Origin of the sequence: Fusobacterium ulcerans, assembly GCF_003019675.1 — a bacterium.
GTDB lineage: Bacteria > Fusobacteriota > Fusobacteriia > Fusobacteriales > Fusobacteriaceae > Fusobacterium_A > Fusobacterium_A ulcerans.
In genome coordinates, this window is record NZ_CP028105.1 from 2,082,316 (window position 1) to 2,108,077 (window position 25,762).

19 protein-coding genes are annotated in these 25,762 nt (G+C 32.5%); 11 read left to right on the forward strand and 8 right to left on the reverse strand.

Translation table 11 applies throughout. The features are described from left to right. The first annotated feature begins 6 nt into the window (after nt 1-6). Complete coding sequence (gene hutI, locus C4N20_RS09695; protein ID WP_005979494.1) at nt 7-1,272, forward strand: imidazolonepropionase; 1,266 nt, start codon at nt 7-9, stop codon at nt 1,270-1,272. Nucleotides 1,273-1,417: 145 nt separating this feature from the next. Next, entirely contained in the window at nt 1,418-1,729 is a 312-nt protein-coding gene (locus tag C4N20_RS09700) for a hypothetical protein (protein WP_227373117.1), read from the forward strand. 58 nt (nt 1,730-1,787) lie between these two features. On the opposite strand, the gene C4N20_RS09705 is transcribed toward C4N20_RS09700, so the two are convergent. Beyond that, nucleotides 1,788-2,204: a pyridoxamine 5'-phosphate oxidase family protein gene (locus C4N20_RS09705; protein WP_005979498.1), complete on the reverse strand. Its 417-nt coding sequence runs from the start codon at nt 2,202-2,204 to the stop codon at nt 1,788-1,790. Nucleotides 2,205-2,319: 115 nt separating this feature from the next. Between C4N20_RS09705 and C4N20_RS09710 the strand changes: the two genes are divergently transcribed. Then, nucleotides 2,320-3,246, forward strand: a complete 927-nt coding sequence (locus C4N20_RS09710) for a helix-turn-helix transcriptional regulator (protein ID WP_005979500.1) — start codon at nt 2,320-2,322, stop codon at nt 3,244-3,246. A gap of 53 nt (nt 3,247-3,299) precedes the next feature. On the opposite strand, the gene C4N20_RS09715 is transcribed toward C4N20_RS09710, so the two are convergent. The 5 genes from C4N20_RS09715 to C4N20_RS09735 form a co-directional block, all read right to left on the reverse strand. After that, nucleotides 3,300-3,677: a RidA family protein gene (locus tag C4N20_RS09715; protein WP_005979502.1), complete on the reverse strand. Its 378-nt coding sequence runs from the start codon at nt 3,675-3,677 to the stop codon at nt 3,300-3,302. A 19-nt stretch (nt 3,678-3,696) separates the two neighbouring features. Further along, a complete protein-coding gene (gene hydA / locus C4N20_RS09720) occupies nt 3,697-5,034 on the reverse strand; it encodes a dihydropyrimidinase (protein WP_005979504.1) in 1,338 nt (445 codons plus the stop codon). Between the two features lie 30 nt (nt 5,035-5,064). Beyond that, nucleotides 5,065-6,249 carry a YgeY family selenium metabolism-linked hydrolase gene (locus C4N20_RS09725; RefSeq protein WP_005979506.1) on the reverse strand — a complete coding sequence of 395 codons (1,185 nt, stop codon included), beginning with the start codon at nt 6,247-6,249 and terminating at the stop codon, nt 5,065-5,067. A 36-nt stretch (nt 6,250-6,285) separates the two neighbouring features. After that, a complete protein-coding gene (gene dpaL / locus C4N20_RS09730) occupies nt 6,286-7,506 on the reverse strand; it encodes a diaminopropionate ammonia-lyase (RefSeq protein WP_106878557.1) in 1,221 nt (406 codons plus the stop codon). A gap of 186 nt (nt 7,507-7,692) precedes the next feature. Beyond that, a complete protein-coding gene (locus C4N20_RS09735; protein ID WP_005978381.1) occupies nt 7,693-9,453 on the reverse strand; it encodes a sigma-54 interaction domain-containing protein in 1,761 nt (586 codons plus the stop codon). 278 nt (nt 9,454-9,731) lie between these two features. Between C4N20_RS09735 and ssnA the strand changes: the two genes are divergently transcribed. From ssnA to C4N20_RS09785, 8 genes are all read left to right on the forward strand, one after another. Then, entirely contained in the window at nt 9,732-11,057 is a 1,326-nt protein-coding gene (gene ssnA, locus C4N20_RS09740; protein ID WP_005978378.1) for a putative aminohydrolase SsnA, read from the forward strand. Between the two features lie 27 nt (nt 11,058-11,084). Beyond that, nucleotides 11,085-12,437: a nucleobase:cation symporter-2 family protein gene (locus tag C4N20_RS09745; protein ID WP_005978375.1), complete on the forward strand. Its 1,353-nt coding sequence runs from the start codon at nt 11,085-11,087 to the stop codon at nt 12,435-12,437. Nucleotides 12,438-12,572: 135 nt separating this feature from the next. Continuing rightward, nucleotides 12,573-13,670 (forward strand): 4Fe-4S binding protein, encoded by a 1,098-nt coding sequence (locus tag C4N20_RS09750; protein WP_005978372.1) that lies wholly within the window; start codon nt 12,573-12,575, stop codon nt 13,668-13,670. 17 nt (nt 13,671-13,687) lie between these two features. Beyond that, complete coding sequence (gene xdh, locus C4N20_RS09755) at nt 13,688-16,258, forward strand: selenium-dependent xanthine dehydrogenase (protein WP_005978369.1); 2,571 nt, start codon at nt 13,688-13,690, stop codon at nt 16,256-16,258. Nucleotides 16,259-17,390: 1,132 nt separating this feature from the next. Further along, nucleotides 17,391-17,711, forward strand: a complete 321-nt coding sequence (locus C4N20_RS09770) for an HU family DNA-binding protein (RefSeq protein ID WP_005978367.1) — start codon at nt 17,391-17,393, stop codon at nt 17,709-17,711. A gap of 51 nt (nt 17,712-17,762) precedes the next feature. Beyond that, complete coding sequence (locus C4N20_RS09775) at nt 17,763-22,052, forward strand: autotransporter domain-containing protein (protein ID WP_005978363.1); 4,290 nt, start codon at nt 17,763-17,765, stop codon at nt 22,050-22,052. Nucleotides 22,053-22,151: 99 nt separating this feature from the next. Continuing rightward, nucleotides 22,152-22,511: a toxin-antitoxin system YwqK family antitoxin gene (locus tag C4N20_RS09780; protein ID WP_005978361.1), complete on the forward strand. Its 360-nt coding sequence runs from the start codon at nt 22,152-22,154 to the stop codon at nt 22,509-22,511. 15 nt (nt 22,512-22,526) lie between these two features. Continuing rightward, nucleotides 22,527-22,817 carry an HU family DNA-binding protein gene (locus C4N20_RS09785; RefSeq protein WP_005978358.1) on the forward strand — a complete coding sequence of 97 codons (291 nt, stop codon included), beginning with the start codon at nt 22,527-22,529 and terminating at the stop codon, nt 22,815-22,817. A 96-nt stretch (nt 22,818-22,913) separates the two neighbouring features. On the opposite strand, the gene ggt is transcribed toward C4N20_RS09785, so the two are convergent. Together ggt and C4N20_RS09795 are read right to left on the reverse strand one after the other, a co-directional pair. Next, nucleotides 22,914-24,521, reverse strand: a complete 1,608-nt coding sequence (gene ggt / locus C4N20_RS09790) for a gamma-glutamyltransferase (protein ID WP_005978355.1) — start codon at nt 24,519-24,521, stop codon at nt 22,914-22,916. 52 nt (nt 24,522-24,573) lie between these two features. Beyond that, nucleotides 24,574-25,758 (reverse strand): hypothetical protein, encoded by a 1,185-nt coding sequence (locus C4N20_RS09795; protein ID WP_005978352.1) that lies wholly within the window; start codon nt 25,756-25,758, stop codon nt 24,574-24,576. Nucleotides 25,759-25,762: the final 4 nt, after the last annotated feature.

Below are 25,762 nucleotides of genomic sequence, written 5' to 3' on the forward strand. Positions count from 1 at the left end.
GTATAAATGAAGGCAGACTTGATACTATATAATATTGGAACTCTGGTAACTTCCAGAGAATTAGATAAAAAAGATTTTGATAATGGAATGGAAAATATAGAAATATTGAAAGATGCTTATTTAGTTGTAGAGGATGGAAAAATACTTCAAATAGGAACAGGAAAGGTGCCTGAAAGTTTAAAATCAGAATGGACAAAACTTATAGATGCAGAAGGAAAAGTAGTAACTCCTGGGATAATAGATTCACATACCCACCTTGTACATTATGGTTCCAGAGAAAATGAGCTTCCTATGAAATTAAAAGGAGTCCCTTATCTTGAAATACTTAGAAATGGCGGTGGAATTCTCAGCACAGTAAGAGCAACAAGAAAAGCAACAAGGTATGAACTTTTTGATAAGGCCTATGAAGTATTGGACAGAATGCTTTGTTTTGGAGTAACTACAGTGGAAGCCAAAAGTGGATATGGGCTTGATTTGGAAAATGAGATAAAGCAGCTGGAAGTAAATAAGAAACTTGATGAAAAGCATCCAGTTGATATAATTTCTACATTTATGGGAGCTCATGCTATACCAGAAGAATATAAGGGCAATTCACAGGGGTATATGGAAGAACTTTTTAAAATGCTTCCTATAATAAAAGAAAGAAAGCTTGCAGAATTTTGTGATATCTTTTGTGAAGATGAAGTATTCTCAATAGAAGAGAGCAGAAAAATATTAAATGAAGCTAAAAAACAAGGATTTATGCTGAAAATACATGCTGATGAAATAGTATCTCTAGGTGGAGGAGAATTGGCAGGAGAAGTGGGAGCAGTATCTTCAGAGCATCTCATGGCAGTAAGTAATGAGGGAATAAAAAGTCTAAAGGAAAATGGAGTAATTGCCGACATTCTTCCAGCTACATCTTTTAATCTTGGAAAAGCCTATGCACCAGTAAGAAAGATGATAAATGAAGGAGTAAATGTAGCTGTTTCTACTGACTATAATCCAGGATCATGTCCTTGTGAAAATATGCAGCTAGTAATGCAGATATGTTCTTCACAATTGAGAATGACACCAGCAGAAATATTCAAAGCAGTAACTCTCAATGGAGCAAGGGCAGTAAAAAGAGAGGATAATATAGGAAGTCTGGAAAAAGGAAAAAAGGCAGACTTTGTAATATTTGATACAGATAATCTTAATTATATATTCTATAATTTTGGAATAAATCATGTAAAAGATGTATTCAAGGAAGGAAAGCAAGTAGTAAAAAATAAACATGTTTGTTACAAATAAAAAATATTTTTTTAATATTTAATATCTTTAAAACTAAAATTTATCAGTGAATAAAAAAGAAGAATCAAAAACTATTGGTTCTTCTTTTTGTTTTAGTGTAGAATATAGTAAAAGAATAAAAACATATTATCAAGGGGATGATTGTATGCAGATATTTATTTTAATCATAAGCAACATAATTAATTTAATACTGGGTTTTATTCTGCAACCATGGTTGGAACTTTCATTTGGTTCTATTAATGGCAAGGCTATAGGGAGTTATGAAATATTAGAAGCAGAAGTTGAAGCACATCCAGCATTAGGATGGGCTACTGTAGTTATTTATGTTGTAATATTTCTTCTTTTAAATATTCTTTTTTTGAAATGGAGCAAATTAAAATTTTTTAAATATATTAAATATAACTGTCTGGCCTTTGTTATAGGCTTTATCCTTTCTATTGGCGGAAGAATATTTTAATAAAATTAAAGAGAAGAGGTAAACCAAATAATTGATTTAAATCTTCTCTTTTTCAATTCTATAGAGCTATTTTGTATTCGTCATAATTTATTGTGATAGCAACTTCTTTAAAAGATATTTCATATAAAACAAGCTTATCTTCAAAGTTATCTATTATCTCTTTGTAACCAGGTACTTTTTCACAAATAACCTGTTTGAAGTCAGACATAGGAAGATCACTCTTTTTAACTATTCCGCAATTTGTACGTGCAAACTCTTCACTTTCTTTTGGGATAGTTGTAAAAGATACTTTATTATTTTTTTCAAATTCTTTTGTTTTTACTTCATCTTTAAAGGTACCAAAATATAGAATATTTTCATCTGGACAGAAATAAAAACTTACTATTCTAACATTTGGAATATCATTTACGCTTGTAGCCAATGCAATATCAGATTGCTCCTCCATTATTTTATGAAATTCTTTAAGTAAATCCATTTTTTACCTCCATAAATTATTTTCTCAATAGATCTATTGTTACTTAAGTATAACATTTAAAATCTGACATCAGTATGTCATAGTTTAAAAATAAAAATTCAGGATGTGATAAAATTTGAAAATTGACAGGCTTCTCTCTATTGTTATAGTACTTCTTGAGCAAAATAAAATAAGTGCAACTAAATTAGCTGAAATGTTTGAGGTAACTACCAGAACTATTTACAGAGACATAGAAACAATACAAGCAGCAGGAATCCCCATTGTTACTTATACTGGTATCAATGGAGGTATTGGCATTTTAGAAAAATATAAAATAGATAAAAAATTTTTTACAAAAGAAGATATAACTACTCTTATGACAGGTTTAGGGAGTATATCTTCATCAGTTTCCAATGTTGAATTAACCAAAGTACTTACGAAATTACAAAGCCTTATTCCAGAAGAACATATTCAGGAGATAAAGCTTAAATCAGGGCAGATAATAATCGATCTGACTACATGGAGTGGAAATAAGAAGCTTCAAAGTAATCTCAATAAAATAAAAGAAGGATTAAATGAAAGAAAATATCTTGAATTTCATTACTTAGATGGAAGTGGAAGAAGCTCAAAAAGAAAAGTAGAGCCATACCAGCTTTTATGGAAAGAAGAAAAATGGTATATGAACAGCTACTGTACTTTAAGAAATGATTTTCGTCTTTTTAAATTAGCAAGAATTTCATATTTAAAAGTACTTGATGAAACTTTTACTTTAAGAAAATTTGATATAAAAGATCTGGAAATGAACTGGATAGAAAAAAGAATAATAAATATAAAGCTTCTTGCAGATATCTCTCTTAAAGAAAGAATACTGGAAAGGTGTGAAGAAGACAGAATAACTTATTGTGATGAAAATAAAATGATAGTTGATTTTCCTTTTGTAGATGATGATTTTGACTATGAGGAACTTCTTAGTTTTGGAAATAGATGTGAATGTTTGGAACCAGCAGAAGTAAGGGAAAAACTTATAAAAATGATAAGGGATACAATGAAGATATATGAATAAAAAAATGGAGGAAATCCAACTGTTGAATTTCTCCCCATTTTAATTATGTATCACTATTTTACAGCAATAACTTCTATTTCAACTTTTACATCTTTTGGAAGTCTAGCAACTTCTACACATGCTCTTGCAGGTTTTACATCTCCAAGATATTCAGCATAAACTTCGTTTACAGCTGCGAAATCGTTCATATCTTTAATGAACACTCCAGCTCTTACTACATCTTTGAAAGTATATCCAGCAGCTTCAAGTATAGCTTTGATATTTTCTAGAGATTGTTTAGTTTGAGCTTTTACGCAGTCAGAAACTAAAGTCATTGTTTCAGGAACAAATGGAATTTGTCCAGATACATAAAGAGTTCCGTTAGCTTCAACAGCTTGTGAGTATGGTCCTAAAGCAGCAGGTGCTTTTTCAGTGTGAATTATTTTTTTCATTAATTTTTCCTCCTAGATTTTATATTCTTTTTATAAACTTACCTGATGATTTCATGATAAGTTCATTGTTTCTTATTATTATATTTCCTCTAAGTATAACTGTATCTATTACTGCTGAAAGAGGAAAATTTTCATAACAGCTGTATTTAGCAGCAGTATGCATATTTTCTATCTTTGAATTTTTTTTCTCAAATATTACTATATCAGCATCACTGCCTTTTGTCAATATACCTTTTTTAGGGAACAATCCAAATATTTTAGCTGGATTTTCACAGGCTGTTTTTAAAAATGTCTCTACAGAAAGCCTTCCATTGATTACTTCATTAAATAATAAAGGGATTCTCTCTTCTACTCCGGGAATTCCATTGGGACACAATTTAAAATCATTTTTTCCTTTTGATTTATCCTCTAAAGTAAAAGAACAATGATCAGTTGCTATGACATCTATTCTGTTGCTGGCTAAAGCTTTTTTTATATATTCTGTATCCTCTTTTTTTCTCAAAGGCGGGCTTAAAATATAGTCAAGTCCATTTTCTTCCATATATTTTTCTTCTGTAAGGAAAAGATATTGAGGACAAGACTCTACAAAAAATCTGACTCCTCTTCTTCTGAAATCTTCAATTATTTCCATTGATTCTTTAGATGAAATATGAACCAGATAAAGCTTTTCAAAACCAGTTATTTCAGCATAAGAGAGAAGCTTATACACTGAACATCCCTCAATAAAATCAGGTCTTGATTCAGCATGATATATAGGAGTGAGCTTATTTTCTTCAGTAAATTTACCTCTTAAAAATTCTATTCCCTTATCATCTTCAGAATGAACACAAACAACCATATCTAATTTTTTTGCATATTCAAACATTCTTAAAACATCATCATCAGTCATCTTATAGGCATATGTCATGTATATTTTCACACTGTTGATGCCTCTTTTTTTCAAATCCTCCATCTGTGAAAATATATCACTGTAGACTTCTTGTACTACTCCATGAAAAGAATAATCTATATTGGAATTTTCAGCATCTTTCATATATTTATTTATCTGATAATCCAGTCCACATCCCTTTGGTCCAAATCCTGGGTGATCTACAATAGTTGTAGTTCCACCAAAAGCTGCTGCTGCACTTCCAGAATAAAAGTCATCAGCTGATATTATTCCTACATCAATATTAAAATGAGTGTGGACATCAACTCCACCAGGAATAATATATTTTCCCTCAGCATCAAATATATTGCTGCAAATATCTTCAGAAATATCTTTATCTATTTTCTTTATTTTTTCATTCTCTATTAAAATATCCAGCTTTTCAATTTTGTTTCCTATTAATATATTTCCATTTTTTATCAACAGCATAAAAATACTCCTTCTTAAAGAAAATAGAATCTATTTTGTTAAATAAGCTTTTAAAATTGCATAATATCCTTCAGTTACATTATATAGACTATCTAATTCTATGTATTCATCTATTGTATGTGCTAAGTTTTCTCTTGATGGTCCATATCCTATTGTTTTTATTCCTGCTTCTCCTGCATAGTGAGATCCATTTGTACAGAAATTATAGTGAGTGATTGTAGGAGTCTGTCCTATTCCCTCTAAAGCTTTTAATGCTTTTTGTACATACTCATCTTTCTCTTCAAATAACCATCCTGGGAAGAATCTCTCTCCTTCTATTGTTGCACCAGTCCAGCATTTTTCTACTCCTCTTGCATATGATACTTTTGCTTTAAGAGTTTCATCTTCTTTTGCCATTTCATCTAGTAATTTTTGAATAGGTGCCAATACACTTTCAGGAGTTTCTCCTACTAGAAGTCTTCTGTCATAAGTTGCTCTGCAATAGTCAGGGACTACTGATGCTCCTGGGTATGGAGATGATTTTACATCTGTTAATTCAAGTATTCCATATCCCAATGTGTCATGGTGAGTCATTGGTAGTTTTTGAATATTTTCAATTATTTTCATCATTTTATATACTGCATTTATTCCTTTTTCTGGGTTAGCTGAGTGAGCAGGTTTTCCAAAAGTTTCTACTACTATTTCCCCTCTTCCTCTTTGTCCTATTTTAAGATTAAGCTGAGAAGCTTCTCCTATTATTACATAATCAGGTTTTACATATTTACTGATCTCTCTTGCTGCTACTCCTTCGAAACACTCTTCATGAACTACACCAGCTATGAATATTTCTCCAGCAAATTCTTTTTTAAGGTCTTGAGCTAAATATGCCCCAGCTAAAAGCATTGCGCACACAGCACCTTTCATGTCAGTAGTTCCTCTACCATATAGTTTACCATCTTCTATATTTCCAGCAAAAGGTTTCTTAGTCCATTTTTCTTCATCTACTGGAACAGTGTCTATATGACCGTCCATAAGTACTTTTGGCCCTTCATATTTTCCTTTTACAGAACCAATAACATTTCCGTACTTGTCTACATGTACAGTATCATACCCTACTTCAAGGCATAATTTTTTAATATATTCTGCTACTTCTTTTTCTTCTCCTGAATAACTTCTTCTTTGAATAAGGTTTTGAAGTACTTCTACTATCTGTTCTTTTCTTTCATTAGTCAACATTTAAATTCCTCCTGAATTTTTTATTTAAAATATGATTTATTTATTTGGATAAGCTCCGTTCCATACTACATTTTTGAACCCTTCTACATCTGTATCTCCTTCAGTGCTGATACATAGTATTCTTGAGTTTTCATCTAATTTAAGTTCTTTCATAAGTTCTTTGTATTCTTCTTTCTTTTCTGAAAGAATAGTGAATAGTCCCAGCCCTACAGCTCCTGATTCCCCAGAAATAACTCTTGTATCTGTTCCAAGAGGACTAGAAAGTACTCTCATTCCTCTAGCTGCAACCTGATCATCACATGATACAGAGAAGTCTGCATTGTCTCTTAATATTTTCCAGCTGATAGTATTTGGTTCTCCACAAGCAAGTCCAGCCATTATAGTAGTAAGATCTCCAGTTACATTATGTGGATTTCCATCATTAGCTTCCATAGATTTATATATACAGTTAGCTCCATGAGGTTCACAGATAACTGTTATTGGTCTGTCATCTCCATAAAGGTGAGCTAAATATCCTTGTACTGCCCCTGCGAATGATCCTACCCCAGCTTGAAGAAATACATGAGTAGGTTTTTCTTCTTTAGCTGCTTCCAGCTGCTCTACTACTTCATTTATTATTGTTGAATATCCCTGCATGATCCATAGAGGAATTTCTTCATATCCGTCCCATGCAGTATCCTGTACCATTATCCATCCATGATCTTGTGCACCTTTATTAGCAAGTCTTACAGCATCATCATAGTTAAGATCAGTTATACTTACATCTGCTCCTTCTTTAGCTATTGCATCAAATCTCATTTGAGCAGAACCTTTAGGCATATATACAACAGATTTTTGTCTAAGTCTTGCAGCCATCCATGCTACACCTCTACCGTGGTTACCATCAGTAGCAGTAACAAAAGTAACATCTCCAAGCTGTTTTTTTACTTCATCAGAGATAAGCACATTGAAAGGAAGATCTTTCATGTCTCTATTAAGTTTTTGACTAAGATATTTCCCTATTGCATATGATCCCCCAAGTACTTTGAAAGCATTCAGTCCGAATCTTTTAGATTCATCCTTCATCCATACTTTTTTAACACCATAGTATGAAGCAAGAGTTTTCAGATCAACTAAAGGAGTTGCCTGATAATCAGGGAGACTTTTATGAAAGTCATAAACCTCTTTCATTTCCTCAGAGCTAAATCCTGAAAGTTCAGATTTTTTATATCCAGCATCTCTGCTTTTTTTATTGTGTACCCATTTTAATAATTCCACTTTAAAATCCTCCTCAATATATTATTTTATTTTTAATTATATAACAAGCAATTTTTATGCCAGAGCAAATATTTTTTTTATAGTATTTATTTTTAAAGAAAAAGTGGTTTTTTATATGAAAATTTAATTATTTAAAAAAATCCTATCATTATGATAATTTCAATATCATAATGATAGGGAATATAGTTACACTTCATTTAATTTATATTTGTCTATTTTTCTATAGAGAGTTGCAATTCCTATACCAAGTCTATCAGCAGCTTTGTTTTTACAGTTTGAATCATCCTTATACAGGTCTAAAGCTTTTTTTATCATAACTTTTTCCATTTCTTCAATGGTACATATATCATCACTGTCATTGAGAGAAATAACTTTACTACTTTTTACATTTTCTTTATTCTTTAAGATATTGTCATAAAGCATAGTTTTAGTTATTCTTCCAGAATCATCAGCCATATTTACCATAAATTCTATAATGTTTTCAAGTTCTCTGACATTTCCAGGCCATGAATAATTTTTTAATATCTCTTTTACATCATCATCTATTGTATGAACATATTTATTGAAAATGTTGTTGTATTTTTCTATAAGCTTATCAATGATAAGGAAAAGGTCGTGGTCTCTTTCGCAAAGAGGGGGAATTTCAATAGGAATTACATTTAATCTATAATATAGATCCTCTCTGAATTTATTTTCCTCTACCATTTTTTTTAAATCCATATTAGTAGCAGCTATTACTCTGAGATCTAGATTAATAAGCTTGTTTGATCCTATTCTTACCAAAGTTCTTTCCTGTAATACTCTTAGAAGTTTTACCTGTAAAGAGTATGGCATTTCCCCTATCTCATCCAGAAATATATCTCCAGTATTGGCAAGTTCAAATTTTCCTACTCTACCTTCTGAACTGGCACCACTAAATGCACCTTTTACATAACCAAAGAGCTCACTTTCTAAAAGAGAGTCAGGAATAGCACCGCAGTTGATTGCTATAAAAGGTCTGTTTCTTCTTTCACCGCTGTCATGAATGGCTCTGGCTACTAATTCTTTTCCAGTTCCGCTTTTTCCAGTGATAAGGACAGTAGATTTAGTATCTGCCACTTTTCTTATTTTATTTTTCAAACTTTGCATTACTTCAGATTCCCCAATTATAGCATCTAAAGCTGATGATTCATTATTTCCCTTTGTACTTTTGGGAATATCAGTATTTACATTATCAAAGATAAATATAGTATAGGCTTTTTCATTTATTGAAGATATCGGAATTGAAACTCCAACCATATTAAAATATTTATCATCAATTGTCATTTCAAATATATCTTTTCCAAGAATAGTAAGTTTTTTAGAAACAATATTTACCTGCTTTGAAGTATAGTCTGCTCCTAGCTTCATAGTTTTCATTGCAGGTTTATTTGCATTGACGATGTAATTATTAGCATCTAAAGAAAGGACACATTTATCCATATTATTTAATATTTGTTTGAAAACATCATTCACTTCTTGAGTTTTTATTTCATTTTGATATTCATATACTTTTCCAGATATAAAGTCACCTATTTGTTCAAGAAACTTAAGATAAGAGTCAAGGTTGCTAAGAACTTTATTTTTTTGTAAATCCGTAGTACATATAAGTCCAATTACTCCGATTACTTCATCTTTATATAATATAGGAGAAGAGAGCTCCAGCTTTTCTTTACATTCTTTTTTATAATTACATTTTTTACAAAGTTCATGTTTTCTAGGCTCTGTAATTAAAAGACTTTTTTTAGTATTAATTACTTCTTTATATACAACACCACTTACTATTTCATTATTTTTATCTTGAAATAAACCAGTTCCAGCTATTCTTACAAGATCAGCATCAACTATTTCTACTTCTGCTTCAATTACATTAGATATTATATTAGCATACTTTTTTACATGATTTTCTATATTTTTTAGTTTAGACATCTGTGACCTCCATAAAAGAGCAGTCAAAAATTATGACCGCTTTTAACCATTATATCATATATTTTATAAAAAGAAAGGAAGAGTTTATCAAAATGATATTTATTTTTTATCATTATGATAATGAGAAGAGATTTAGTGAATGATTTTTTTAAAATTTAAATGGTTTTTATATTAATAATGAAAAATTAGGTGACTGTGGAAGAATTTGTATATTTTTATTGTATTGGCATACATATTGCTTTTAAATTTAACAAGCAAATAAGATAGGAGGGAATATTTTGATATTAATCAATGGAAGAATAATAACTCAAGATATTGAAAGACCATACATAGAAAATGGAAGTATAGTCATAAAGGGAGAAAAAATAGTAGATTTAGGTAATACTGAAGATATGATAAAAAAATATCCCCATGAAGAAATTGAAGATGTCAAAGGAAAAGTAATAATGCCTGGGCTGATAAATACTCATCATCATATTTATAGCGCCTTTGCCAGAGGGATGAAATCTAATGGAAAACCTTCAAAAGATTTTATTGAAATACTTGAAAATCTTTGGTGGAAGCTGGACAAAAAATTAAACTTGGAAGATGTGGAATACAGTGCTTTGACAACATATACAGATTGTATAAAAAATGGAGTAACAACAGTATTTGACCACCATGCAAGTCCTTATGCCATAACAGGAAGTCTGGAAACTATAGCAGAAGCAGCAAATAAATTAGGAATAAGAACATGCCTTTGTTATGAAGTTTCTGATAGAGACGGAATGGAAATAATGGAAGAAGGAATAAAAGAAAATATAAACTTTATAAAAAAATATAACACTGATTCTCAAAATATGATAAAGGGAATGTTTGGACTTCATGCTTCTTTTACTCTGTCAGATGCAAGTCTGAGAAGATGTGATGAAGAGATGAAAGGACTTAATGCTGGATATCATGTACATACAGCTGAAGGAAAAGCTGATCTAGAAGATTCATTGAAAAAATATAATAAAAGAGTAGTTGAAAGATTGAGAGATTTTAATATTCTTGGAGATAAAACTATAGCAGTTCACTGTATCCATATAAATGAAGAGGAAATGAACATCCTTAGAGATACAAAAACAAATGTAGTACATAATGCTGAATCTAATATGGGAAATGCAGTTGGATGTTCTCCATTTTTGGAAATGTTTGCTAAAGGAATAAATATAGGAATAGGAACAGATGGGTATACAAGTGATATGTTTGAGTCTATGAAAGTAGCTAATATTTTGCACAAACATGAAAAGAAAGATCCTTCAGCAGCATGGGGAGAAGTACCAACAGCTCTATTTGAAAATAATAGAAAAATAGCTGAAAAATATTTTAAGGGAGATATAGGAGTAATCAAAGCAGGAGCATTAGCTGATGTAATAGTAGTAGATTATGATCCTCTTACTCCAATGGATGGAAATAACACTAATGGTCACATACTTTTTGGAATGATGGGAAGAAGTGTAGTGACAACTATAATAAATGGAAAAATAGTAATGAAAGACAGAAAACTCCTTACAGGAGATGAAAAAGGAATATTTGGACACTCAAGGGAAACAGCACAAAAATTGTGGAATAGAATGTAATACAAATTATGGGTTGGGGGTATTTTAATGATGGATATCAAAGCAGCAAATGTAGGACAAATCAGCTCAATAGATACAATGCTGAGCCCAAAAGAACTTTTTCTTTTTGGAATGCAGCATATAGCAGCAATGTGTGCAGGAGCTATGGCAGTTCCTATCATTCTTGGAAATTCTTTGGGAATGACATATGATCAAATAAGTATATTAGTAGCTGCCTCTTTTATGATGGCAGGATTGGGAACTATTATACAAACTTTAGGTATTGGAAAAAAAATAGGGTCAAGACTTCCAATGGTGGAAGGAGTAAGTTTTGCAGGAGTAGCAGCTCTATCTGCTGTAGGAGTGGCATATAGAGATGCAGATCCAGTAATGGGAATACAAGTGATGATGGGAGCAACTATTATTTCAGGAGTATTTTGTATAGTGGTAGCACCAGTGTTTGGAAAATTACTGAAATTTTTTCCACCTCTTGTATCAGGAGTAGTAGTTACATGTATGGGATTATCCCTTATACCAGTAGCTATTAGATGGATAGGAGGAGGAAATCCTTCAGCAGAAAATTTTGGTAATTTTAAAAGTATACTTTTAGCTGGAATAACTTTGATAATAATAGTGGGAATTCAGAAAATATCAAAGGGATTTCTTGGAAATATAGCTATTTTATTAGGAATAATAGCAGGAACATTAATAGCTATACCTATGGGAATGGTAGAATTTTCAAATGTTTCTGAAGCAGGAATTTTTAACCTTAATACACCATTGTATTTTGGAATGCCAAAGTTTGATATAACAGCAGTACTGTCTCTGTTTTTGGTACAGTTAGTAATTATGACAGATGCAACTGGGAATCAACTGAATCTCAGTAATATCTGTAAGGCTGATGAAAAAGATGAAGGAAGGCTGGTAGCAGGATTGAGAGCCCATGGACTTTCTTCAGTATTAGGTGGGCTATTTAATACATTTCCACACTCACTTTTTGGGCAGAATGTAGGAATAGCTGCAATAACAGGAGTATCAAGCCGTTTTGTAGGAACCGCAGCAGGAGTAATGCTTCTGGCAGTGAGTTTTTTTCCTAAGCTCATAAATATACTTACATCTATTCCAGAACCAGTATTAGGCGGAGCAGGAATAATAATGTTTGGTATAGTTGCAGCCAATGGAATAAAAAGACTTGGAGAAGTAAACTACAATGGAAATAAAAATCTTATGATAGTTGCTACAAGTATAGGAATAGCCCTTATACCAATAGCAGTACCAGAGTTTTTTAAACATTTTCCAAGCTGGGGAAAAATACTTTTTCAAAGTCCAGTAACTTTAGGATGCCTTTCAGTGCTTATACTGAATATAATCTTCAATGAATTAGGAAAGAGCAAGAAGTAAGCAGCAATCAAGAAAAGTAAGAAATGAGAAGTAGGAGAAAATAAAAAATAAAGTAAAAATAGAGAAGTAAAAATTGAAGAAAATAAAAAATAGAAATTAAAATATAAAAATTAAAATGTAATTTTAGGAGGAAAAATGGCAGATATAAGAGTTAAAATAGCAGGTTTAGAATATGAGAATCCAGTGATAGTGGCAGCAGGACCACCTTCAAAGGATGCAGAAGCATGCAGAGCATGTGTAGAAAATGGAGCAGCAGGAGTAGTTGCAAAAACTGTATCAGCAGTTCCAGCAAATGTACCAAAACCATGTATGCACGACTTTAAAGGAAAACTATTTCTTAATACAGAATTATGGTCTGAACTTTCAGTGGAACACTGGATGGCAGAGGAATATGAAAAATGTAAAGTAAATAATGAACCATTAATAATAGGAATGGGATATGTAGAATCTGATATTAGAACCCTTATACCTATGCTGGATAAATATGCAGATGCTTATGAGATTTCAAGCCACTATGTAGGAAGAGATCTTACTCCTATGCTGAATACATTGAGAGCAGCAAAGGAACTTACTAAAAAGCCGGTATTTATGAAAGTGTCTCCAGGAGTTGAGAATTTAGGAGAAGTAGGAAGAATTTTAGAAGAAAATGGAGCTGATGGGTTAGTAGCTATCAACTCAGTAGGTCCTTGTCTTTCAATAGATATAGAAACTGGAAAACCATTTATGGGAAGTGCAACAGGATATGGTTGGATGTCAGGAGCAGCTATAAAACCAATAGCATTGAGAGTTGTATATGAACTTGCAAAAGCAGTAAAAATCCCAGTATTTGGTGTAGGTGGAGTTACTTGCGGAGCAGATGTTATAGAAATGGTAATGGCAGGAGCAGCAGCAGTTCAAGTATGTACTCAGGGAATAATCGAAGGGCCTAAAGCTTTTGGAAGAATAGCAAAAGAGACTAATGAGTGGCTGGATAAACATGGGTATAATTCGTTAGATGAAATAAGAGGAATAACAATAAAATATTTAGCTGAAAGAGAAAAAGCTAACTATATTACAAATCCTCCAGTTGTATCAGAAGATAAATGTATAGGATGTGGAATCTGTAAAACTGTATGTGGATATAAAGCAATAGAAATAGTTGAGAAAAAAGCTGTTATTAATAAGGATAAATGTTTTGGATGCGGAGTATGCGTTTCTAAATGTCCTACAAAAGCTATGGATATAGCTAGATAAAAATAATGGAGGGAAATATGGGAGAGGTATACACTTTTATAGTAAATGGGCAAAAAATAGAAACTTCCCAAGATAAAAATTTATTAGATTTCCTTAGGGACGATTTGGGACTTATTTCAGTAAAAAATGGTTGTAAAGAAGGTGCCTGTGGTACTTGTACAGTACTCATAGATGGGAAGGCAATGAAATCTTGTATATTTACTACTAAGAAAATAGCTGGTAAAGTGATAGGAACTATAGAAGGATTTTCAGAAAGAGACAAAGAAGTCTTTGCCTATGCATTCACTGAGTGTGGAGCAGTACAGTGTGGATTCTGTATTCCAGGAATGGTTATAGCAGCAAAAAGTCTTTTTATGAAGACTCTTGCTCCTACTAGAGAGGAAGTAAAAAAGGCTCTGGTTGGAAATATTTGCAGATGTACTGGATATGTAAAGATAGAGGAAGCAATACTTCTGGCAGCAGAATTATTCAGAGAAAATAAAGAAGTTCCAAAAACTCAATGTGCAGGATTGGTGGGAACACATGTACCAAGAGTAGATGGAGCTGTAAAAACATTAGGAACAGCAAAATATGCTGAAGACTATAAAGAAGATGGAATGTACTATGGAAGTGCAGTGAGAACAAAATATCCTAGAGCAAAAGTACTGTCTATTGATTACAGTGAGGCTTTGAAACTGGATGGAGTTCTAGGTGTACTTACAGCAGCAGATGTTCCAGGAAAAAATAATATAGGACATTTGGAATTTATCTCTGACTGGGATGCCCTCATACCAGTTGGAGGTATAACAAGATATATTGGTGATGCAGTAGCATTAGTAGCTGCTAAAGATAAGAAAACACTTGAAGAAGCTAAAAAGCTTGTAAAAGTAGAATATGAAGAACTTGAGGGATTATTCACAATAGAAGATGCCATGGCTGACGGAGCTCCTCTTATCCATTCTAAACCTAATAATGTTTTGGTAAGAGAGGTATTGAAAAGAGGGGATTATGAAGGGGCTCTGTTAAATTCAAAATATAGTGTGACAAATGTATATGAAACACCTGCAACAGAACATGCTTATCTGGAGCCTGAATCAGCTCTTGCTATGCCTGATGGAAATGGAGGTATAGAAATACATACTTCCAGTCAGTCTGTATATGATGAACAAAGAGAAATAGCAAGACTTCTTGGATTGGAAAAAGATCAGGTAAGAGTAAAATCAGCATATGTAGGTGGAGGATTTGGTGGAAAAGAGGATATGTCTGTGCAGCACCATGCAGCTCTTCTGGCATATGTTCTGAAAAAACCTGTTCAAGTAACTTTGAGCAGACAGGAAAGTATAAATATAAGCACTAAAAGACATCCTATGAAAATAGAAATGACTACATGTTGTGATGAAAATGGAATACTTACAGGAATGAAATGTAAAATATACGCTGATACAGGAGCTTATGCTTCATTGGGAGGACCCGTACTGCAAAGAGCATGTACTCATGCAGCTGGACCATATAATTATCAGAATATTGATATTGAAGGAATAGCTGTTTACACAAATAATCCTGTGGGAGGAGCATTCAGAGGATTTGGAGTTACACAATCAGCTTTTGCCATAGAGGCAAATATAAATCAGCTGGCAGAACTTACAGGACTTTCTCCATGGGAAATAAGATATAGAAATGCTATCAGACCAGGGCAGGTACTTCCTAATGGACAGATAGCTGATGAAGGAACGGCTCTAGTAGAAACACTTGAAGCTGTAAAGGATGAATATTTTAATAATAAGATAGTAGGAATTGCATGTGCAATGAAAAATGCAGGAGTGGGAGTAGGACTTCCAGATATAGGGAAATGCCGACTTACTGTAGAAGATGGAAAAGTAAGGATAAGAACATCAGCAGCTTGTATAGGACAGGGAATGGCAACAGTTTGTTTACAGATGCTGTGTGAAACTACTGGACTAACAGCAGATAAAGTAATAGTTGATTCTCCAGATACAGGGATAACTCCTAATAGTGGAACTACGACTGCTTCAAGGCAGACAGTATTCACAGGAGAGGCAACAAGGGTAGCTTCTCTGGAACTAAAGAAACAACTTAAAACAAAAACACTGGAAGAGCTGGAAGGTTGGGATTATGAAGGACAGTATTCAGGAATTACAGACAAATTGGGATCGGATAAGCCTAATCCTGTAAGTCATGTGGCTTATGGATATGCTACTCAGATAGTAATATTGGATGAAAATGGAAAAGTTAAGAAAGTAACTGCTGCTCATGATGTAGGTCGTGCTATCAATCCAAAAGCTTTAGAAGGACAGATAGAAGGTGGAGTAGTTATGGGACTTGGATATGGACTTACTGAAATTATGCCTGTGGAAAAAGGAGTACCTAAAGTAAAATTTGGAACTCTGGGACTATTCAGAGCTACAAATACTCCAGAAATTGAAGCTGTAATAGTAGAAAAAAACAAAGAAGAACTAGCTTATGGAGCAAAGGGAGTAGGAGAAATAGTTGTTATTCCTACAGCACCAGCTATTCAAAATGCTTATTTTAAATATGATGGGGAGTTTAGAACTTCTCTTCCACTTCAAAAAACAGCATATAGAAAATAAAAATTTAAAAAGAACTGCACCTGAAATCTTAATTGATAAGAAAAAAGGTGCAGTTTATTTTTATAATCAAAAATGAAGAAAATTTTATTAGCCAATTTTCATTATCTGTTTTTTTATTGGATAATTTATACTATATATCAGAATTGATATATGAAATGAATTTTTACTTTTATCTTTACTTTAAATTTTAAATTAAATTTATAGATAAGGAGAGAATATTTTGTTCATATAATATCATTATATTTAAAATAATTTTTAAACTTTTATATAATTAAAAAAAGTATGAGATAGAAAAAATGTTAAAAATTATTATGAACTTGTAGGAAAGAGACAAAGGAAAGTTTAAAGGAAAAAAATTAATATTCACTCCTAAAAATATTGAAGAAATGAAAAAATTTCCCAATGCATAAAAAACCAATGTTGAGAATAACATTACTGATAAAACCATTACTGAATTTTTGGAGCCATCAGAAGATAGTTTTTATTTAGAAGATAATAAAAGAGTAAAAGATATAAATAATACACACAGGGAATGAAGATGATGAAATGTAAATATTGTGGGAAAGAGTATGTGAAGAATGAGAGTGATTATTTTAAAAATCTTTCTGGATTTTTTTACTGGAATAAAATTTAATAGGAAATATACAAAAAATCTCAGATAAATGTGTCTGAGTTTTTTTATTTTCAGAAAAAATAAAAATGGCGGTAAAAAATAAGAGATGATTCTTAAAAATTATTTTATAATTTAAATTTATATTTTTGCTTTTACTTAGAAAGAAATATAGAGAATTAAAAAAAATGAGAAAAAGAAAAAAAGAGCAGAAAAAGATAAAAAAATTATAGAGAAATAAAAAAATAAAAAACAAGAGTTCTCGTTTGTATATAAATGCGAACTTTTTTAAATTTTAATTTTTTGTTAAAAATTACCTTAAATTCAATTTTTAAAATATATTTTTTTTAGAATTAGAGATTTTTAAAAAAATAAAAATTGATTATTTTATTTTTTTATGGTATATATAGTTAGTAGGAATAAAGATTGTTTTAGACAATTATAATCTTTACAAGTGTTCGCATTTATATACAAAGGCGAACAGTTTTTTGAGGTGGCTATTTCAAAGGAAAAGAGAATGTTATGACAGAGATTGAATTTCTTAAATTGTATAAAAACAAGAGAAAATTGAAAAGTATAAAAGAAGCAAAAGAGAAGTTGAAAATATTTTGGGACATTATTTTCGCAGGAATTGCTCTTGAAAAAAAAGTAACAGTAAAAGATTTTGGGACATTTGAAGTGAAGAAACTCAAGTCAAGAAAGATATACAACATTCATAAAAATAGTTTGTATATGACAAAAGAGAGAACAGCATTAAAGTTCAGAGTAAAAAATGAGTTTATGAAAATTGTAAATAAAAAAGTAAGTAGCTGCAACTTAACAGATGAAACTGGGATAAAGTAAAGTAGTCTGGAAAAAGGGCAGTTAAAATAAAACAATGGGAGGAATATAGTTATGATTAGCAATTTTAGTGAAGTAGAGAAATCTCTAAAGAGATGTCTAAAAGAAAAAGTATCAATAACCGCAGCCACTGTGGTAGGGTTCCTAATAGCTGGAACGGTAGCATTTGGGGTAGAAAAAACTGTAACTTTTACAACAACAACTGATGGACAAGTGACAGTTCAAGTAGAAGGAGTAGAAGGAGCAGCTCCAATAACTGGTGCTAATAAGTCTATTTCTGTAGAGAAATATCTTGAATTAGTAAAAGCTGAAACTGAATCAGAACAAGCAGGAGCTCTTGCAGGTTTATTAACTGTAAAAACTGATGATAAGGGAGTAACTACTTTTGCTGGAGCTGTTGGAGGAGAGGATACTTTAGGAACAGTTTCAGCAACTGCAACAGATAAAGGAGCACTTACTCTTATAACAACAGATGAGACTAATACATCAATAACAAGTAGTTTAAAAATTGAGGCTGCTGGAGAAGAGGGAAAACTAGCTACAGCAATGTCAGCTGATGGAGAAGGACATACAGTAACAAATGATGGAGCAATCGCAGTTGGAAAGTATGCAGTTGGTATGTCAGCTAAAAATGGTGGAACTGCTGTAAATAATGCAGAAAAAACAATTACTGTAAATGGAACAGGTGCAGTTGGTATGTCAGCTGAAAATGGGGCATCTATTGAAAACCAAAAAGATGCAACAATTGCAATAAGTAGTGCTGCTGGTAAGGGAATGGTAGTAACTGGAAATGGAACAGCAACAAATGCAGGAACTATTGAAGTAAATAATGAAGAATCAGTAGGTATGTTGGCTACTACAGAAGCAGGACAAACAGCTACTTTAATAAATAATGGAACAATTGATGTACAAGCTGGTACAGGTATAAAAGTTGCTGGAGAAGGAACTACAACAATAACTGGTGGAACAATAACAGGAACAACAACAGCTGTAGGAATAGATGTAGCTAGTAGTACTGGAACTCTAACAATAAAAAATACAAAAATTACTGTTGGAGCTGGAGGAACAGGAATTAAGGCTACAGGAAATACAAATATAACACTTAAAGATGGAGTTATTCTTGGTCTAAATGCTGCTGGAACAGGTATTGCTTATACTGGAGATAATGGTACTACAGTAACAACAGCTAATATATCTACAGGAGATATTGATGTACAAGCTGGTAATGGAATAATTGCAACTATGTCAAAAGCAACTGGAAGTACTCTTGATATTACAACTGGAACTATTAAAACAGAAAACTCTAAAATTGGTATTAAAATAACTGGAGCAGATGGTGCAACAACAAGTAAAGATAAAGAAAATACTACTGCCACTGTAACTACTACATTGGGAGAAACAGCTGGAACTGGAGTAAGTGTAGCAGGAGAAGCATATAATGATATTACTGTAAATCTTGGAGCTGCTGATGTAGCAGCAATAGCAGAAGAAACATCTAAAGCAGAAGTATCAGGAACTGGAGTAGAAATAACTGCTAATAAAGCAAATGGAAAAGTAGTTGTAAATGTTAACCAAGATAACCTTCAAGTAACAGATGGAAAAAAATTAGTTGGAGTAACTGCTAATGCTGGAGATTTGACTATAAATACAGAAAAAGCTGTAGAATTATTAACTGGAGCTAATCTAGTTGATGTAACTGCCAACACTGGAAACTTAACTGTAAACCTAAATGCTGATAAACAATCAGTAGTAAAAGGAAGCTTAGTAAATATAGCAAGTGCTACTGGAACTACAAATGTAAATATTAATGAAAATGTTGAACTTAAAGACAACGATGGAAGCATAGTTAAAGCTGCTATGACTGCTGGAAAATTAAATATAAACCTTAATGTTGAAGGAGATGGATTGACTGTAGGAGCAGATAAAGTAGCTCTTGATTTGTCTGGTGTTGCTTCTTCTGGTACAGCTTCAGTTAAAAATACTGGAAGTGTAACAATAAAAGGAACTGGAACATTAGTTGAAGGACATGGAAGCAATGCTACTACAACTCTTACTAACCAAGGATTAATTACTGTAAGTGCTGTAAATGCATCAAATCCTAATGACAGCTCTCATATCTCAGTAAATAAAGTAGCTGTAGAAAACTACGGAACTATTAAATTAGATATAAGTTCAGAAGACTTTATAGCTAAAGCTGGAGATACAGCTGCAGGAAAATCTTTAGATCAATTAACTATAGCGGAAGTTCAAACTGCTTTAAGTACTTTAGGAGTAATAGGTAGTTCAGATGAAGCTTTCTCATCTATCGGATATATTGATTTTAAAGATGAGGATAAATCATTCACTACAGCTAAAGAACTTTCTGGAGAAGAAACAGTAGATGATCTTGCTGCAAATCTAGATCACCAGCCAGAGGATGAAAGAGGATTTGAAGTAAAAGCAAATAATACACTTACTCTATCTTCAGAATCTAAAAATGATAAATTAGAAAATGTACAATTTAACTTAAAAGGTACAATGGAAATAGGCGGAACAGAAGAAGTAAAAATTGATAATGCTGGTGCTGGTGTTAAAAATCAAATACAGATTAAAGAAGATGGTCAATTAAAAGTAGCTGCTGGAGCAGAATTAAATTATTCAGGAAATATATCAGCTACTAACACTGAAAATACAGCTTCTGGTAAGGCCGCTATTATAAATGAGGGAACTCTTACTCTTTCAAACGGAACTCTTAATATGGTAGAACCAGACCCAAATCCACAAGTACCAGTAATGGCTTCAGTATTTTCAGCACCAACAGATAGAGTGGCAATATTTGTAGATGGAGATAAAATTACTAACTTAGATGGCTTCACTATAAATGGTAATATTTTAGGAAAACTTAATGTTAGTTCTTTACAAGGAACAATCAACTTTAAAGGAATTTCAGCTGTAAACGGTACAGTTACTGATATAAAAACTATTGAAGTTAAAGATGGAATGCTTACTTTTGGAGCAGACTCTGCAATAGTATCTAATGCTACAACAGAAACAACTGACATAAAGCTTACTGGTGGTAAAATGGGAGTAAAAATAGGAGAAAATGGTGGAAATGTACTTGAAAATTCTGAAGGGGAAATAAAATTTACAGGACTAAACCAAACTGGAAAAGTAGTCCTATTAACTGGTGATCTTACAGAGAATACTACATTTAGATTAGGAACTCATACAGGATTAAATGATGGAGATGTAACAGCTGATGGAGATATTTACTACAAAATAACACAAGGTGAAGGTGGTAAATGGAATGCAACATTTAATGAAGATGCTCTATTAGAAGCAACTGGAACTAAATATTTGGAATTAGGTAATATATTTGTTGGTACTCAAGCAATTCATGACCTATTATCAAAAGATCCTAATGTAAGAGTAGCTCAATTAGATGATCTTTACTCTAACAATATCTATTCTGAAACTGTAAAAATGTCTTTAGATACATTGAAAATGAATGAAGATGCAGTTTTATCTCTAAATGTAAGACCTAAACAAGGTGAATTCACTGCTCAAGGTAAATTCCTATTCAATAATACTGATTATGATAGAGAAGGAGTAACAAGAGATTACAAAGTTGAAACTAAAAACAATGGATTGTTAGGTGTTTTAGAATATGGATTAACTGATACTTCATCAGTAGGATTCGCATTCTCTGGAACTAAACAAGATCTTGATATGAAAAATGGAGCAAGCGCTGATGGAGATGCTTTCTACTTCGGACTATATAGAAATGATACATTCAACAATATAGATTTAACTACTGGATTAGGATATATGATAGACAGAGTAGATGCTGAAAACTTTATCGGAAAAGATAAATTTGATTCTACAGCTTTAAGTGGATATATCCAAGGTAAATACAATTATGCAATAGGAGAAAACTTAACATTATCTCCAAAAGCTAGATTGACAGTAACTAGATTCCAACAGGATTCTATCAATAATGGAAGAATGAAACAGGAAGAAATCAAAGATACTATAGCTGATGTAGAATTAGGAGTAGAACTTAAAAAAGGAATAGCACTTGAAACAGGTAAAATGAATTTGTTGGCAGGAGCAAGTTTCACTACTAATGTAGCTGGAAAAGATGACGACTACTACAAAGTAAACTTCATAAGTAAAGCAGGAAATAATGGAGCTTCTACAAAAGTTAAAGGAGCAAACTTAGAGAAAAACAGTTTGAAACTTAATGTAGGAGCAGATGTAGAATTAACAAATGGTGTATTCTACAATGGAGGATTGTCTTATGAATTTGATGACGAAGACAGAGATTCTATTGGAGTTACATTAGGAGCAGGATACAAATTCTAATTATAGATATAGTAAAGATTTGTCATAACTAAATCCCAGCAACGAGGATGACCAGATGAGTCATCCTTGTTGTACTTTGCAGAATAAAAGGAGAACTGAATGAAAAAAACATTAATACTAATAGCAGCTCTATTGATGATAAGCTGTGGAAATAATTCAAAAGAAATAGAACTTTCATTATTAGAGAATAAAAGCGGAGTTTTCTATGAAAAGGGAATAGAAAAACCATTTACAGGGAAAGTAACAGCTAAATATCCAGATGGACAGAAAATGCTGGAAAGTCATTGGAAAGATGGAAAACAAGAAGGGAAACAAACTCAATACTATGAATCTGGAAAGCCTAAAATAGAAGGGATATTCAAAGATGGAAAGGCAAATGGCCTTATAAAAGTATATGATGAAACAGGAAAAATAATAGTACAGGAAGAATGGAGAGACGGAATAAAAGTAAAAAAATAAGTGTAGAGGAAAATAATGAATAGTAAGGAATTTTTACACTATTACAGAAAAATGAGTATCTTAAAAAATCAAGAAGTAAGCTTGAAAGAAGCTGAAGAAGATATAGAAATGATGGTAGAAAGCATAGCAGAAGCTATTGCAATGGAAAATGAATTGAAATTCAAGAATAAAGGTAAATTTATTCTTGAAGACAGAAAAAGAAAAACAGTGCAAAATATTCACACAGGAAAGAAGACTAAACTTCCTCCTAAGAAGATATTCAAATATATTCAACCTAAAAGTTTGAATATACCAGAAGAAAAATAATATATATTATTGTAAAGCTGATATAAATATCTAATATAAAAAATGGGGACAAAAAGATAAACTAATATGTCCCCATTTTCTTATTAAAATTTTATTTTAGTATAAAGCTATATGTCCATCTGTTCTTGGTTCAGTTCCTCCTACAAGAACTCCATTTTCCATTCTCCAGATGATCTCTCCTCTTCCCATCATAAGAGGGTCATAGAGCACTTTTATATCATGTCCCATAGCTGCAAGCTCGTAAGCTATGTGCTCAGGAACTCCATATTCCAGTTCAATATTTTTCTTACCTACCCACTGCCATCTTGGAGCATCTAATGCTGCCTGTGGATTCATCAGGAAGTCCACTGTATTAGTTACTACCTGTACATGACCTTGCGGCTGCATAAATCCTCCCATTACTCCAAATGGTCCGATAGCTTTTCCATCTTTTCCAAGGAATCCCGGAATAATTGTATGGTAAGGTCTTTTTGCTGGTCCAACACAGTTTGCACTTTCAAGATCAAGGTTAAAATTGTTTCCTCTATTATGAAGAGCTATTCCTGTTCCTGGAACTACCATTCCAGAACCAAATCCCATATAGTTACTTTGAATATATGATATCATATTTCCTTCATTGTCTGCTGCTGCAAGATATACAGTTCCTCCACAGAATGGATCTCCTGCTTCTGGCATTATAGCTGTATTTCCTATTAGTTTAGCTCTATCTTCTGCATATGCTTTAGATAGCAGCTGTTCAACTGTTACTTTCATAAATCTAGGGTCAGCTACATATTTTTGTACATCTACAAAGGCAAGCTTCATAGCTTCTATCATTGTATGATATGATCTTACTGTCTCTCTTGCTTCAAACTGGAATCTATCAAGAATATTAAGAGCCATAAGAGCACTTATTCCATGTCCGTTAGGAGGAAGTTCATATACATCATATCCATGATATTTTACAGTAATAGGCTCTACCCATTCTGCTTCAAATTCTTCCAAGTCATCTTTTCTAAGATATCCATTATATTTTTTAGAGAATGCATCTATTTTATCAGCAAGCTCTCCCTTGTAGAAAGCATCTGCATAAGTATCTCCTATCATTTCAAGAGTATCTGCATGATCAGGAAGTCTTACTACATCTCCTATCTCAGGACATTTTCCATCTTGAGTGAAAGTATCAAACCAATATTTAAATTCTTCTCCTTCTTCTTTTCCAAAATTCACAGCAGCTTTTTTCCAAAGTTTAGCAACATTTACAGGTACAGCATACCCTTCCCTTGCTAATTTTACAGCTGGAGCTACAACTTCGCTCAAAGGAAGTTTACCAAATTTTTTACTTAGCTCTGCCCATGCTTTAGGTATTCCTGGTACATTTACAGGGATAAATCCATATTTAGGCATCTCTTTTAATCCTTTATTTAAAAGGTCTTGGGCTTTGATAAGTTTTGGTGAAGGACCACTTGCATTAAGTCCATACATTTTATTATTTACACTGAGGATAGCAAATCCATCTCCTCCTATACCATTACCTGTAGGCTCTACAACAGTAAGAGCAGCAGCAGTGGCAATAGCAGCGTCGATTGCATTTCCACCTTTTTTCAATATTTCAAGTCCAGCTTGTGCAGCAAGTGGAGAGCCAGTTGCCACCATACCATTTTTAGCATACATCACATTTCTTCTTGATGGATATGGATATATAGTAGAATCAAATTTTAACATCTTATGCCTCCTAAAAGATTAGTTTCAAAATTTATATTAAGATATGTTTCTATTAAAGAAATTCAACAAATATTCCTGCAATAATGATAGAAATAGTAGTTACTGAAGCAAGTCCTGCAACAACATATGCTGGAATTATTCTTTTAAGTATAGCATTTTTTTCCTCTTCATCATCTGTAAGAGCAGTAGCTATTTCATTAGCAATAAGGTAAGTTGCTGGGAATCCAAGAAGCTGTGCCATTGCGATACCCATTGCAAGATCTCTTGATCCAACTATTTTCCATGTAGGAAGTAAGTAAATTAAGATATATGTTCCCACTACAAATGCAGCAAAGATTATTAATAATTGGAATCCTAAAGTAGTAAGGTCTCCAAAAGATATTTTAGCAAGAGATGGAATCAAACTTGCAAAAACTGCAAATGAAAGGAATCCAGAAACTTTTGCTTTATCAAGGATAGCATTAGGAACAGCTCCACTGTATGAAAGTACAGTTCCTAATAAAAGTGCAGTGATACTTGCATTAAGTCCAGTTTTTTCCTGAACCATTCTTGAAATGAAAGCAGCACCAGCAGCAATAGCCATACAAGTAAAAGAAGTAAAATATTTTTCATTTTTCTTAGCAAAAGTTATTCTAGCTTCTTTAACAGGAGCTTTTTTATTATCCTCAGCAGCAGCTTGAATCTTTCCAGCTCTGAACTGCTCAAGAACTTTTCTTCCTTCTCTCATACCAAAGTATGAAGCTGGAGGAGTTCCAACGAATTTTTGAATAGCATATACAAGAGTACCCAGTGCAGCAACAGTTTGGAATCCTTTTTCCATAGCAGCACCAGTCATTATTTGAGTGGCGATTATTCCACCATTAATAATAGGGATAGAAACAACAGCTGCTTCTTTTCCTACTAGAGGAATAACAGCAAAGACAGCTATAATTCCTACTATCATAGAAATAATAGCCATAACCACAGTTCTCCACTCATCAATAAGTTCCTTTATATTAATCATAGTTCCCATATGGAAAATAAGCAAAGGTGCACTCCAAGCAGCTGATTGAGATAATCCTGCTTTTTGAATCATATCAGCTGGAATTACTTTAGTCATGAATCCAACAAGGAATAAAAACATTGCAACAAAAACTGATGAAAGTTTAGCTTTTGTAAAAACTCCTAAAAAGTCACCAATTGCAAAGAATAGTACCGTTAAAAATAAAAATAAAAACATGTAACCTGCGTTCGTCATAAAT